Origin of the sequence: Streptomyces fuscichromogenes, assembly GCF_014645815.1 — a bacterium.
Taxonomy (GTDB): domain Bacteria; phylum Actinomycetota; class Actinomycetes; order Streptomycetales; family Streptomycetaceae; genus Streptomyces; species Streptomyces fuscichromogenes.
Genome location: NZ_BMML01000025.1, coordinates 158,651 through 172,226, shown reverse-complemented (window position 1 = coordinate 172,226; position 13,576 = coordinate 158,651). Strand labels below are relative to the sequence as shown.

Below are 13,576 nucleotides of genomic sequence, written 5' to 3'. Positions count from 1 at the left end.
CGGTGCCTGTCAGCGTGCCAGGATCAGGCTCATCGCCTCCGCGCGCGTGGCCGGTCTGCGCAGCTGCCCGCGTACGGCTGATGTCGTCGTCCGTGCGCCGGGCTTGCGGATGCCGCGGGCCGACATGCACATGTGTTCCGCTTCGACGACCACGATGGCGCCGCGCGCGTCGAGGATGCGTATCAGAGCGTCGGCGATCTGTCCGGTGAGCCGTTCCTGGATCTGAAGGCGGCGTGCGTACACCTCCACCAGGCGGGCCAGTTTGGACAGTCCGGTGACCCTGCCGTGCACGGCGGGGATGTAGCCGATGTGCGCCGTCCCGCGGAACGGCAGGAGATGGTGTTCGCAGAGGCTGACGATTTCTATGTCCTTGACCAGCACCATTTCGTCGTGGCTGAGTTCGAATGTGGTGGTCAGGACGTCCTCTGGCTGCTGCCACTGCCCGGCCAGGAGTTCTCGGTAGGCCTCTGCCACGCGTAGTGGCGTGGCGCGCAGGCCTTCGCGGTCGGGGTCCTCGCCGACGGCGAGGAGCAGTTCCCGCACGGCGTTCTCGGCCCGCTGCGCGTCGAACTCGCCGGTGCGAAGGCCGACTACGGGCATGTCGAGGTCGGTCATGAGTGTCTGCCTCGTCTCTGCGATCGGGTCCGCGGCGCCGGAAGGCTCGCCGCGTCGCGGACCCGTGCGCGGTGACGGATCACCGTGGCTGAGACCGTCTGCCAGGTGATTCGCCGCGTCGGTCAGGGCGGTCGGGGTCGGCGTACGGTCAGTGCTTGTCGCCGGCGAAGGGCCTGCGGGAGACGGTGGCGCGGATCTTCGTCTGGGAGTGACGCTCGACGGTGGGGTTGGCGGAGCCGCCGTTCGGTTCGCCCCACACCAGCTCGACCTCCTGGCCGTAGGTGAGTTCGTCCTCGTCGATCATGCAGACGGAGATCCAGCCCCGGACGTTGGCGGTGTAACTGCACAGGGTCGACACGCCGATGAGGCGGCCGTCGCGCTCGATGCGGTCGAAGTGCGAGGCCGCGTAGAAGGCGGCGGGCATCTCGATGTGCTTGAAGCGCCGCTCACCGTGCTCGTACTGGCTGGCGAAGATCCGCGCGACGTCGTCGCGGTGCCAGGACAGCCACGCCTTCCTGCGGTGCTTCTGGCCGCGCCGCGCCTCCAGGGCCTCGCGGCCGATGAAGTCGTGGTCGAACTTGAGGATGTGACCGTAGCCGAGGTCCCAGGGGGTGACGTAGTAGTCCTCGACCCGGTCCGAGACGAAGCTGCCGCCGAGGGAGAGACTGGCCTCGAAACTCCTGGCGTTCGCCCACTCGCGGTAGGGCTTCTGCTTCTCGCCGGAGTAGACCGCGGGGACGGTGTTGGCGATCCAGCCGGACTCCGTCGCCACCGACGCGTACGCGCGGCCGCCGACCTGACGGACCCCGAAGGACTCGCCGGCCTCCAGTATGGTGTCGCGGACGTCGTCGATGTGCTCGTAGGGACCGAAGAACTCCAGGCCGGGGAAACCGGACATGCGGTGGTTGAGGGCGGTCACCTCGTGCTTGCCGATGTTGAACCTCCCCATCGAGAAGAACGGGATGTCGGGCATGGGGCCGCCGTTGACCTTCTCGAAGATGGCCGCCGCGTGCGGGCCCTGGAGCTGGAGGCGGAAGAACTCACGGCCGTTCGGGTTCTGCGCGGTGCGCTCGTCGCGGCGTAGGGTCACGTCGTAACCGCCGGTCTCGGCATGGAACTGGACCCAGTTCAGGGCCGGCGGCCGTCCGACGAGACGGACCAGGTTGTCGGCCAGGCAGAACAGGATGCAGTCGCCGACCATGTAGCCGTCGTGGTTGACGGCGACGAACTGCTTCGCCTTCATCGGCCCGAAACCGGCGAAGGTGTTGGCCCCGACGTCCGACAGCAGGCGGTAGCAGTCCGGTCCCTCGACCGTCAGGTCGGTCATGTGGTGGGAGAGATCCATCAGCGCCGCCGACGTACGCCAGGACTCCTGCTCGTCACGCCAGTTGGTGAACTCGGCCCGGATCGGGAACGGGTAGGCGCCGGAACGGCCGCTCCGCAGGAGTGCCAGCGGGCTTCCGCTCGCCTGGATCTGGTCTTCGAGGTGTGCCATCGGTTTCTCCATGTCGTCGCGCGATGCGCTGGAAGAGCGGCAGAGGGGCGGTGGCCGTCGTTGTGCGACGCGAGCGGTCAGCAGGGCGCACGGCGTCGTGGGTGGACCGGCGCGAGTGGCGTCTGGTTGTGGTCTCGGCAACCCGCGCACGGGCCGCGCCGACCAGCGGGTGCCTGCGTCAGCGCAGTGGACCGTACCGTACGGTACTGCTCTTGGAGCTCACAAGAGACGTACCCCGATGACAGGTGCCGGTCCGCCGATCCATTGGCCACGGCTCCGCTGTTCACCGGGCTTTCCGGCTTCTGAGCTGCCCGGATACCGCAGTCTGCACGCCGCGCAGGCTTACCTTGCGCTCCGTGCAGAGGTCGACGTGGGTCAGACCGAGTGGCGTACGACGACTCGCGCGGGCGGTGGGCGGAGGCCGCCGGTCTCGAGACCCAGCGCGAGGCGCGCGGCGATACGGCCGTGCACCTCGGCGTCGACGTGGACCGTGGTCAGCGTGGGACTGACGTACTCGCCGTACCCGTTGTCGTCGAAGCCGATGACGGCGATCTCGTCCGGCACCCGGCGGCCGAGGTCGCGCAGGGCCATGAGTACCCGCAGGGCGACATCGTCGTTGAACCCCGCGACGGCGGTCACCTCGGGTGCCTCCAGGAGGAACTCCTCGACGGCTTCGGCGCAGGCGGCTCGATCCCGCGGGGCGGCGAACGAGGCCGGGACCGGGACGTCCATGTTCGTCGCGGCGTGGGCGGTGAATTTCAGGCGGGCCGCGATCAGGGGTGACTCGGTGTCGGGCAGTGCCACGGCGACACGGGTGTGACCGTGATCCACCAGATGACGGAGCTGCAGCGCGGAATGCGCCGCGAGTCCGGCACGCCAGCCTCCTCCGAGGTCGTCGAGTTCATGGCCGGTCAGATAGGTCTCACCGAAGCGGAGGACGGCGCGTGGAGCGATGGCGTCGAGGATCCGCCGGGTGGACTGAGGCGTGTGGTGGCCGTGCCGGACGAGCAGGACATGATCGTGGGCGGCGAGTTCGGCATCGAGACCACGGACATAACTGCGGGAGTAGTTGCCCTCCATGCCCGCGTCGATGTTCAGCACGACAACACGGGAGGCCCCCTCCCGCAGGGCCCTGGCAACGCCGTGCGGGACGTAGCCGAGATCGCGGGCGGCCCGCTGGACGCGGTCGCGGGTCGCGGCGGAGATCGTCTGGCCCGGATCGTCGTTGAGGACGAAGCTGACGGTGGCCCGGGAGACGCCGCTGGCCGCCGCCACGTCCTTCAGCGTCACTCTTCGGGAAGCGCCCATCACCCCTGCTCCGGTGCCGTCGGCGCACCGCGTCCTCCTCCGGGCCGGCGCCTGGTCATTCTAGGGATCCCCTCGCCGCCACGAGACGGGCCCGAACGCCGCGCCGGCCTCGCGGGCCCGCCGACGGCGACCGCCGTCACCGCGCCGGAAGTGCTCCTCGCGCCCGTCGCACCCACCCCGTCCGGGAAGGATGCGGGGGCGCGTCACCCTCGATCCCGGTCCGGGCTTCGCCGACCGCGCCGACCACGGCCGGCGGTTCCTCGCACGGCCGCCGGCCCGCGATCCGCCGGCGCCCCCGCGCTCATGGACGCTTCCGGGGCAACGCCTCGATCGGCGCCGCCCCGAGGGATGGCACGGATGCCGCGACGGAACCCGTGGGTGCGATGTCCGGCCAGGTCCGCACGCGGTGCGCGGGGCGGGAGCCCGGATCGGCGCCGGACCGACGCCCTGAGCTGCGGGAAGCCGGCCCGCCGGGTGGGCCCGGCGAGAAAGACACGTCACTCGCCTCGCCAGGGAAGCGGCCTTCTGCTAACTTGCGCTAGATCGATTTAGTTCTCTTGATCCGGGCCCGCTCCTGCGCTGGACGACCGCACTCGGCCTGTCACTAGATCGATTTAGCTATTCGCTTGGATCTCCAGTGGATCTCTGTGGAAGAAGGAGTCGCATGGCAATCCCCAGCCTCCAGGACGGCATCGACAAGGCCGGTTCGCCCATCGAACTGCTGTGGAAGCCCGGCGCCGAGCCGTGGACGCCCGAGGTCGTCGCCCGCGAGTACACCGGGTGGCGGCAGGAGCAGCGGGCCTGGCACGAGGGTGTCGCGCTGCTGAACCTGTCGCACCACATGTACGACCTGTGGATCGAGGGTCCCGACGCGACCCGGCTGCTGGCCGACCACGGCGCCAACAACTTCGAGAAGTTCGCCGTCGGCCAGGCCAAACAGTACGTGCCGGTGACCCGCCAGGGGCACATCGTCACCGACGGCATCCTCGCCCGCGAGGCCGAGAACGCCTACCTGCTCAGCGGCATCCCGGCCGCCCAGCACTGGGTGCGCCACCACGCCGAGAAGGGCGGCTACGACGTCGCCTTCGAGACCGACGCCTCCAGCGCCTTCCGGCCCGGCGGCGGCGATCCGAAGTTGTTCCGCTATCAGATCCAGGGGCCGCTGGCGCTCGAACTGATCGAGAAGGTCTTCGGCGGCCCGATCCCGGAGACGAAGTTCTTCCACGCCACGCCGGTCACCCTGGACGGGCGGGTCTTCAAGGCCCTGCGCCACGGCATGGCGGGACAGGCCGGCTACGAGTTCATCGGCCCCTGGGAGCACGCCGCCCACGTGCACGAGGCGTTCCTCGCGGCGGGCGAGCCGCTCGGCCTGATCCAGGTCGGCGCGCTGGCGTATGCGACGCCGAGCGTGGAGAGCGGCTGGATCCCCTCCCCCGTTCCCGGGATCTACTCCGACCCCGACCTCGCCGAGTACCGCAGGTGGCTCCCGCTGTTCGGCATCGAGGGCAAGCGCCCGCTGAACGGCAGCTACTTCTCCCAGGACATCGAGGACTACTACGTCTCCCCGTACGAGCTGGGCTACGGGAAGATGATCCACTTCGGTCACGACTTCCAGGGCCGGGACGCTCTGCTGCAGGCCAAGGAGGACGAGAGCCTGCGCAAGAAGGTGACGCTGGTGTTCGACCCGGACGACGTACGCCGGGTGGTCGGCGACGGAGAGGTCCCGGGCTTCGTGCTCAGCTACGCCCGCCACCGGGTGGAGACCTCCGCCGGTCTGGTCGGCGTCACCATGCAGACGGCGTCCATCGACCCGGTCGGCACCCTCCTGTCCCAGACACTGATCGACGCCGCGCACGCCGCGCCCGGCACCGAGGTGTCGGTGGTCTGGGGCGAGCATCCCGGCGCCGGTACCGACCCCGAGGCCGACCTCGGGTTCCCGCGCGTCCGCGCCACGGTCCAGCCCAGCCCGTACGACCGCCACGCCCGCACCGAGTACCGCCGTAACGCCTGACGCGAAGCGCCACCGGTGCGGTCCGGGCCCGTCTCCGCCCCGTGCGGCGGCCGGTGCCCGGACCCGGCCGGTCCGGTCCGCCCGTCCCTCCGCCCCGCCCTGGACGGACCGGCCGTACCGCGTCCGCAACGACTAGGAGCACGCAGTGAACCACCTCAGCACGGTCTCCGCGGCGGTCAGCACCTCGCTGCTGGACGACTTCTCCCTGGAGATGACCGGCAAGGACGTACCCAAGCTGGAGGAGGCCGCCGGTCTCATCCCGCAGGGTACGCGCATCAACGTCACCTTCCTCGGCAACGAGAACCTGCGGATGCGGCTCGACGCCGCCCGCGCGGTCAAACGGCTCGGCTTCGTGCCGGTGCCCCACTTCTCCGCCCGGCGCCTGGGCTCCCGGGCCGACTTCGAGCAGTTCCTCGGCGGACTCCGGGCCGACGGGACCGGAACCGACGTCTTCGCCATCGGCGGGGACCCCACCCGCCCCGAGGGCCCCTACGAGGACTCCCTCGCCCTGATCGAGTCCGGCCTGCTCCGGGAGTACGGCGTACGGCACGTCGGCATCAGCGGCTACCCGGAAGGCCACCCCGCCATCAGCGGGGAGGCGTTGTGGTCCGCGCTCCGCGACAAGAGCGCGGCCATGGCCGCCCAGGGCCTGGACGGCGGCATCATCACCCAGTTCGGCTTCGACGTCGACCCGGTCCTCGCCTGGATCGAACGGGTTCGCGACGAGGGCATCGCGCTGCCGATCCGTATCGGCGTCCCCGGCCCGGCCGGCGTACGCCGGCTCATGGGCTACGCGGCCCGGTTCGGTGTCGGCACCAGCGCCTCCATCGCCAAGAAGTACGGGCTCTCGCTCACCAACCTGATGGGCACCGCGGGCCCCGACAGGTTCCTGCGCGCCCTGGCCGATGCCTACGAGCCGGTCCGGCACGGCACAGTGAAGATCCACTTCTATACGTTCGGGGGGCTCAGGGCCACCTCCGAATGGATCGTCCAGTTCAGGAAGGAAGCTCTCGCATGACGATCACGCAGACCGCGGCCGCCGCGAAGAAGGGCGCGGAGGCGGACCACCAGGCGTCACTGATCGTCCAGGGCGCCGACGCCACCGGCATCGTCGCCGCGGTGACCACGGTGCTCAGCAGGCACGACGCGAACATCGTCTCGCTCGACCAGTACTCCGACAATCCGCAGGGCGGCGCCTTCTTCCAGCGAACCGTCTTCACCCTCCCCGGCCTCCAGGCCGCCCTCCCCGCGCTGCGCACCGACCTCGACGAGCATCTGGCCGAGCGGTTCGGAATGCGCTACACCCTACGGGACATGTCCGCGTCCAAGCGGGTCGCGATCTTCGCCTCCAAGTCGGACCACTGCCTGCTCGATCTGCTCTGGCGGCACCGGCAGGGCCAACTCCCGGTCAGCATCCCCATGGTGATCTCCAACCACCCCGATCTGGCCGAGGAGGTCCGTTCGTTCGGGATCCCGTTCTTCCACGTTCCCTGCCAGGGCGCGGACAAGTCGGCGGCCGAGGCCGAGCATCTGCGCCTGCTCAAGGACAACGTCGACTTCGTGGTGCTGGCCCGCTACATGCAGATCCTGTCCGGCGGCTTCATCGAGCAGGCCGGAGTGCCGATCATCAACATCCACCACTCCTTCCTGCCGGCCTTCATCGGCGCCGGCCCCTACGCCAAGGCCAGGCAACGGGGCGTGAAGCTGGTCGGCGCCACCGCCCACTACGTCACCGAGGACCTCGACGAGGGCCCGATCATCGAGCAGGACGTCGTCCGTGTCACCCACGCCCACACCGCCGCCGACCTCACCCGACGCGGCGCGGACGTGGAACGCGCGGTGCTCTCCCGCGCCGTGCTCTGGCATGCCGAGGACCGGGTGATCCGCGACGGCAACCACACGATCGTCTTCGCCTGAGTCTCCGTTCGTCTCGCGACACCCCCGACAGGGAAACCCGCCCGGAACAGGGACAGGTGGTCTTGTCGTGCGCCGGAACAGGTCGTCGGGGCGGCGGACGCGGCGGATCCGCGCAGGGTCCGCCGCGGTGCTCACCGCCGCCCCGCCTCCGGCGCCGTACACCGCGGTCGGACTCGGCCGCGATCCCCGGACGCAGTCCTCCACACCGGGCGAATCGTTCACCGACAGAAAGCGGTTCGCCACCATGACACACACGATCAAGGGCGCGGAGATCGCCCGCAGCATACGGACCCGGGTCGCCGAGCGGGTGGCCGCGGCCGGCGGACAGGTGCCCGGTCTCGCGACCGTCCTGATCGGCGACGACCCCGCGAGCGCCGTCTACGTCGCGGCCAAACGACGTGCCGTCCGGGAGGCCGGAATGCGCGACATCCACCGTCATCTGCGGCACCAGGCGACCCAGAACGAGGTGGCGGCGGTCATCGACGAACTGGCCGGCGACCCGGACGTCTCCGGCATCCTCCTCCAACTGCCGCTGCCCGCACAGCTCGACGCCGCGCCCCTGATCGACCGCATACCCGTCACCAAGGACGTCGACGGTCTGACCACGGCCAGCGCCGGCCGGCTGGCCCGCGGCGAACGCGGGATGCGTCCGTGCACACCGAACGGCGTCATCGAACTCCTCGATGCCGAGGGCATCGAACTGCAGGGGGCCCACGTCGCCGTGGTCGGCTGGGGTCAGCTCGTGGGCCGGCCCCTGAGCCAGTTGCTGCTGCGGCGCGGGGCGACGGTGACCGTCGCCCACGAGTTCACCGCCGACCTCACCGCCGTCACCCGCCCGGCCGACGTCGTCGTGGTCGCCACGGGCGTTCGCGGGCTGATCGGCCCGGAGCACGTCAAGCCCGGCGCCACGGTCGTCGACGTCGGCATCCACCGCACTCCGGACGGACTGGCCGGCGACGTCCGAGCCGCGGAACTGGACGGCATCGCAGGCCGCATCACGCCCGTTCCCGGCGGCGTGGGCCCGATGACCATCGCCATGCTGCTGGTCAACACGCTCCAGGCCGCCGAGTGGGGTGCCGAACGCGATGCCGTCCCCGCGTAGCCGCCGCACACCCGCGTGCCCCCGGTGGCACGCGGGACCACCGTGTCCCTCCCCCCGCCGCAGGAAAGGCGCCGGCCATGAAGGACTTGCCACCGCTGGCCCGGTTCGGAGGCCGTGTCATGAGCGGGCTCCTCGATGTCACCTCCGACCCGGAGGCCCTCGACTCCCGGGGGCTGTGGACCGTCGTGGCCGGTTTCGAAGGGGAGTTGACCTGCGCCCGCTTCCGTGACGTCCGGCCTCGGCCGTACCGCGCGGCTCCCGGATCACGTTGGCACGGGCCCGGACCTGACCGGTGGACGACGTCGCTCGACCGGGCCGGTTACACCGCCGGAGTACGGCGTATCCGCGAGCACATCGCCGCCGGTGAGGTGTACCAGGCCAACCTGTGCCGCGTCCTGTCCGCCCCCGTCGCCCCCGACGCGGACATCGAGGCCCTGGCCGACCGGCTGGCCGCGCGCCACCGGGCGCCGTACGCCGGGATGATCAGACTGCCGGAGCACGGCGTCGAGGTGGTCTCGGCCTCCCCCGAGCTGTTCCTGCGGCGGACGGGGCGGGTGATCGAGTCCGGTCCCGTCAAGGGCACCGGACGCACCGAGGCCGACATCCTCGACAAGGACCACGCGGAGAACGTCATGATCGTCGACCTGGTCCGCAACGACCTCGGCCGCGTCTGCGCGACCGGCAGCGTCACCGTCCCCGAACTGTGCGCCGTCGAGAGGCATCCGGGGCTCGTCCACCTGGTCTCCACCGTCCGAGGAGAACTGCGCGAGGAGGCCGGCTGGGCGGGACTGCTCGCGGCCGCGTTCCCGCCCGGGTCGGTCACCGGCGCGCCGAAGGCGAGCGCCCTCAGGATCATCGAGGCCCTGGAGACCGCCCCGCGCGGCCCGTACTGCGGCGGCGTCGGATGGGTCGACGCGGACCGCCGCACCGGCGAACTCGCCGTGGGCATCCGCACCTTCTGGATCGACCGCGCCCGAAGCCGGCTCCTGTTCGGGACCGGAGCGGGCATCACCTGGGGCTCGGATCCCGAACGCGAGTGGGACGAGACCGAACTCAAGGCGGCCAGGCTCCTGGCCATCGCGTCCCACGGCCCCTCCGCTCCGGACGACGCCGGCGAGTCCCCGTCAGTCCTGAGCGGAACCTGACCGCCGATCTGGTGGGCCGGACCTGAGGGGACCAGGGCGGTGGCACACGACACCACCGGGTCGTACGGCGGTCCACGAGGGCCCCGTCAGCCCCATACGAGGCGTGCCGTCTCGGCCACGACTTCCCGTCTGCGGCGCTGGTCGTCAGCGGTCAGCGGGTTCCCCCGGCTCGTCGCGGCGAACCCGCACCGCGGACCGCGGGCCGGCTGTTCCAGGGGGATGTACGGGGAGGCCTCGTCGATACGGCGGCGCAGCGTGTCGGCCGACTCCGGCTCCGCCGCCTCGGACGACACGAGCCCCGGCACCACGGTCCTGGAGGGGGCCCCTCCCGCCGTGCGCTGCCCGATGCGCGCGTGCCGCCGTCCGCCCATGGCGGCGAGGACCGTACGGTACGGTTCAGTACGCTTGGCGGGCAAGGGGTCCGACCGGAGGTACGGCATCAGCCCCGGTCACCGGCGCGCGGACCGGACACCCCGCGGAGGAAGATCCGCACCGCCTCGACGATGGAGGCGTGCACCTCGGCCTCCGTGAGCTTGCGCGGAGCGTCGGTGAGCAGTCTCATCTGGGCGTCGCCCAGCATGGCCTGGTACAGCTGCGCCGCCGCGCGCAGCGGGTCCTCGATCTCGATCAGGCCGTCGTCGCAGGCCGGCCGCAGACAGCGGGCGAGCACCGCCTGCCCCGCGGCCGGGCCGTGCGTGAAGAACACGTCCCCGATTCCCGGGATGCGTCCGGCCTCGGCGGTGACCAGCCGGTGCAGGGCGATGGCCTCCGGGGTGAGGACGATCGACGCGAAGTGCTCGCCCAGGGCCACCAGGGTGTCGGAGAGGCTCCCGCCGCTCGGCGAGAACCTGTGCAAGGGGTCCGACCACTCGTCGCACAGGGACTCCACGGCGGCGCGGAAGAGCGCGCTCTTGTCCGAGAAGTACCGGTAGAGCGTCCCTTTCGACCCGCCCACCACGGCCAGGACATCGTCCATGGAGACGCCGCTGTAGCCACTCACGATGAACAGCTCGCCTGCTGCCCGCACGATGAGTCGCCGCCGGTCCGTCGCGGTCATTCTCCGCTCGCTCGCCATGTCCTGGATGGTAGGGGACTCCTGGGCACCGACTCGTTGCGGCCCGGACCGCGTCGGCACGGGCAGCCGGCCCACGGCCGGGCCGCGCCGGACAGGGCGCAGGGAGCGAGAACACGACCGGACGCATCGACGCGGGGGCGGGGGCGAAATCCGCGGCAACTAATGTTGCGCCGCCTGAAGGGCCGATTCGTACCGGGCCGTAGACACATGCCTGGCCAGTGGACACCGTGGCACAGCGCAGGAGAGACCCCAGAGGTCCCCCGTTCCGTCATGACACACCGTGAGCCCCTCTCCGTCCTCGCGCCCGCTCCGGTGAGTCGAAGAAAGGTGCCCCTCATGTGCCGAGCCGCAGCCGCTGACTCGCCGAGCAACCGTGACGCCGCCGACGCGAGCCGTCCGCTTCCTCAGACACCCACTCGCCGGACCATGCTCGCGGGACTCGCCGCCACGGCCGCCGTGTCCGCTGCGCAATGGAGCGGCGCCCAGACCGCGGCCGCGGACCAGGCGCGTCCGGCGTCCCGATCCGGCGCACCGCTGTCCCTGACCCTGCTGGGCACCAACGGCGGTCCGGCACCGCTGGCCACGCGGTACGGCATCTCCTCCGCCCTGGTCGTCGACGGCAGGACGTACGTCGTCGACTGCGGCCGCGGAGCGGTCAGCCAGTACCTGCGGGCGGGCCTGTCCATGCCGTCGCTCGCCGGCGTCTTCCTGACCCACCTGCACTCCGACCACGTCGTGGACTACTTCGCCTTCCCGCTGCTCGCCGCCGGCACCCCGGGCACCACCGGCTTCACCACCCCGATCGACATCTACGGGCCGGGCCCGGCAGGAATCGACTCGACCGTGGCCGTCGCCCCGGGCACGGTTCCGGGCACCGCGGAGATGACGGAGCTGGCGGCACGGGCCTACGCCGCGTCGCCCACCTTCTTCATGAGCGAGCACACAGGCACGGACCCCATGACACTGCTGCGTGTCCACGACGTGCTGCCGCCGTCGGACACCGGCGCGTCGGCGACACACACCGCACCGGACATGGCCCCCTTCACCGTCATGGAGGACGACAGCGTGAAGGTCACGGCCGTGCTGGTCCCACACGGCGCGGTGTACCCGGCCTACGCCTACCGGTTCGACACCGCACACGGCAGTGTCGTCTTCTCCGGAGACACGGCCCCCACCCCGAACCTCGTCACACTCGCCCGGCACGCGCACGTCCTGGTCCACGAAGCCATCCACCCGGCCGCGCTACTGAGGATGGGACTCCCCCAGGCCCTGATCGACCACATCCTGGCCACCCACACGGACGTCGCCGACCTCGGGCGGATCGCCGCGCAGGCCGACGTGGGCACACTGGTCGCCACCCACCTCGGCCCCGGCGACCCGGCGGTGGTGTCCGACGCGGCCTGGCGCAGGCTGCTCAGGGACAGCGCACGCCGAGGCGGCTTCGCCGGCTCGACGGTCCTGGGCACGGACCTGCTGCACCTTCCCGTACGAGCCTGAGACGACGAACCCGTGCACGGCGGCAGAAGCGGTGAACGGACCCTCCGGCCCGGCAGCCCGGCCGTCGACGACGTGCGGAGACACGGCAGGACGTCCGGAACGTGGCCGCGCCCTGGCGTCGCTCACCCTCCAGCCCGGGACCCGGCCGGTCCCATGGCACCCGCGGCGGCCCGACCGGGCGGCCCGAGACTGGATCGGTCCAGCCGCGTAAGGTGAGGCACAACCGCTTCATCGCCCTGACCGGACGACATATCGCCGGCACCGCTCGGGCTCGATGTGCGGTCCGTCGCGAGGGGAGTATGGGGCATGGCCCGTTCCGGCCGGGTGACGTTGACCGATGTGGCCAAGGCGTCGGGCGTGTCACGGGCGACGGTGAGCTTCGTACTGAACGACGACCCGCGGCAGACCATCTCCACCGCCACCCGCGAGCGGGTCATGGCAGCCGCCCACGAGCTGGGATATGTCCCGCACGGGATCGCCCGAGCGCTGCGCGAGGGGTCGTCGCGCATCGTCGTGCTCAACGTCGACCACGGTCTTGAGGGCAACTTCTCCCGGAGCTATGTCCGGGGCCTGGACGAGGAACTGGCCGAACACGACCATGTGCTTCTCGTACGGCACGGTCATGCCGCACCGGAGAGCCTGCAGAAGGTCCTCGACGCCATCGCCCCGCGGGCGGTTCTCCGGCTCGGCGAGGCCTACATGGCGGGACACGAACCCACCGAGGAGGACTGGGAGAACGGGTTCGCCTTCAACGCCGCCCTGCAGATCGCCCACCTCGTCGGGCATGGTCACCGCCACATCGCCATGACCATGCCCGACCACGACTTCCCGCTGACCGAGGCCCGCCTCGGTTTCGCCCGGAAGGCCGCCCACCGCCTGGGGATCCCGCCCCTGGAGTGTTTCGTCGTACCACGGCCGCGGGCAGCCGGTGAGGCCGCCGTCCGGGCCGCCCTGACGGCGTGCCCGGACGTCACCGCCCTGGCCGCGTTCGACGACGACATCGCGTTGCGCAGCCTCACGGCCCTGCGCGACCTCGGACGGCGGGTGCCCGACGACGTGGCGGTGATCGGCTTCGACGAGACGGAGTACGGCTCCCTGTCCACGCCCGCACTCACCACCGTGCATGTGGACGCCGAGGTCCTCGGACGGATCGCGGCGCGCAAGGCTCTCGGCCTGGACACGGCGGGCATGGCACCGGTACCCGGCCGGATCGTGGTGCGCGAGTCGGCCTGAGCCCCCCGAGGGGCCCGGCACGGCGGTCAACCGCCCCTGAAAATGATCTGCTTCGGCTCTGTCGCCGGCCGTCGGAACGTCTGCTACGGTCTCACTAAACCGATCTAGTAGCTTCTTCCTCACGGACGAGCGAAGAAGCCATGCCGGATTCACCGAACGTCACAAGCGCCCGCGAGCA

Annotated in this window: 12 protein-coding genes; 7 read left to right on the top strand and 5 right to left on the bottom strand. The window is 71.0% G+C overall.

What is annotated here, in order from left to right:
* Nucleotides 1-9: 9 nt before the first annotated feature.
* The 3 genes from folE to IEZ11_RS39755 form a co-directional block, all read right to left on the bottom strand.
* Nucleotides 10-615, bottom strand: a complete 606-nt coding sequence (folE, locus tag IEZ11_RS39765; protein WP_189267902.1) for a GTP cyclohydrolase I FolE — start codon at nucleotides 613-615, stop codon at nucleotides 10-12.
* 148 nt (nucleotides 616-763) lie between these two features.
* Nucleotides 764-2,110 (bottom strand): aminomethyl transferase family protein, encoded by a 1,347-nt coding sequence (locus tag IEZ11_RS39760; RefSeq protein ID WP_189267901.1) that lies wholly within the window; start codon nucleotides 2,108-2,110, stop codon nucleotides 764-766.
* Nucleotides 2,111-2,485: 375 nt separating this feature from the next.
* Nucleotides 2,486-3,418, bottom strand: coding sequence for a LacI family DNA-binding transcriptional regulator (locus IEZ11_RS39755; RefSeq protein ID WP_189267900.1), 933 nt, complete (start codon nucleotides 3,416-3,418; stop codon nucleotides 2,486-2,488).
* Between the two features lie 664 nt (nucleotides 3,419-4,082).
* Between IEZ11_RS39755 and IEZ11_RS39750 the strand changes: the two genes are divergently transcribed.
* The 5 genes from IEZ11_RS39750 to IEZ11_RS39730 all read left to right on the top strand — a co-directional run bounded on the left by IEZ11_RS39750 (nucleotide 4,083) and on the right by IEZ11_RS39730 (nucleotide 9,593).
* Nucleotides 4,083-5,429 (top strand): aminomethyl transferase family protein, encoded by a 1,347-nt coding sequence (locus IEZ11_RS39750; RefSeq protein WP_189267899.1) that lies wholly within the window; start codon nucleotides 4,083-4,085, stop codon nucleotides 5,427-5,429.
* A 211-nt stretch (nucleotides 5,430-5,640) separates the two neighbouring features.
* On the top strand, nucleotides 5,641-6,447 hold the full coding sequence (locus IEZ11_RS39745; protein WP_373295031.1) for a methylenetetrahydrofolate reductase: 807 nt from the start codon (nucleotides 5,641-5,643) through the stop codon (nucleotides 6,445-6,447).
* The gene (gene purU, locus IEZ11_RS39740) at nucleotides 6,444-7,346 is read left to right on the top strand and encodes a formyltetrahydrofolate deformylase (protein WP_189267897.1); all 903 of its coding nucleotides are present in this window, start codon (nucleotides 6,444-6,446) and stop codon (nucleotides 7,344-7,346) included. Before IEZ11_RS39745 ends, purU begins: the two co-directional genes overlap by 4 nt.
* A 244-nt stretch (nucleotides 7,347-7,590) precedes the next feature.
* Complete coding sequence (locus tag IEZ11_RS39735) at nucleotides 7,591-8,448, top strand: bifunctional 5,10-methylenetetrahydrofolate dehydrogenase/5,10-methenyltetrahydrofolate cyclohydrolase (RefSeq protein ID WP_189267896.1); 858 nt, start codon at nucleotides 7,591-7,593, stop codon at nucleotides 8,446-8,448.
* Nucleotides 8,449-8,525: 77 nt separating this feature from the next.
* Nucleotides 8,526-9,593 (top strand): chorismate-binding protein, encoded by a 1,068-nt coding sequence (locus tag IEZ11_RS39730; protein ID WP_189267895.1) that lies wholly within the window; start codon nucleotides 8,526-8,528, stop codon nucleotides 9,591-9,593.
* Nucleotides 9,594-9,679: 86 nt separating this feature from the next.
* Here the strand turns inward: IEZ11_RS39730 and IEZ11_RS39725 are convergent, their stop codons facing one another.
* Both IEZ11_RS39725 and IEZ11_RS39720 read right to left on the bottom strand, forming a co-directional pair.
* Complete coding sequence (locus IEZ11_RS39725) at nucleotides 9,680-9,964, bottom strand: uroporphyrinogen decarboxylase/cobalamine-independent methonine synthase family protein (RefSeq protein WP_189267894.1); 285 nt, start codon at nucleotides 9,962-9,964, stop codon at nucleotides 9,680-9,682.
* A 68-nt stretch (nucleotides 9,965-10,032) separates the two neighbouring features.
* Complete coding sequence (locus tag IEZ11_RS39720; RefSeq protein WP_189267893.1) at nucleotides 10,033-10,668, bottom strand: TetR/AcrR family transcriptional regulator; 636 nt, start codon at nucleotides 10,666-10,668, stop codon at nucleotides 10,033-10,035.
* A gap of 336 nt (nucleotides 10,669-11,004) precedes the next feature.
* On the opposite strand from IEZ11_RS39720, the gene IEZ11_RS39715 reads away from it, so the two are divergent.
* Nucleotides 11,005-12,165 (top strand): MBL fold metallo-hydrolase, encoded by a 1,161-nt coding sequence (locus tag IEZ11_RS39715; RefSeq protein WP_229713645.1) that lies wholly within the window; start codon nucleotides 11,005-11,007, stop codon nucleotides 12,163-12,165.
* A gap of 306 nt (nucleotides 12,166-12,471) precedes the next feature.
* Complete coding sequence (locus IEZ11_RS39710; protein ID WP_189267892.1) at nucleotides 12,472-13,398, top strand: LacI family DNA-binding transcriptional regulator; 927 nt, start codon at nucleotides 12,472-12,474, stop codon at nucleotides 13,396-13,398.
* Nucleotides 13,399-13,576 lie beyond the last annotated feature (178 nt).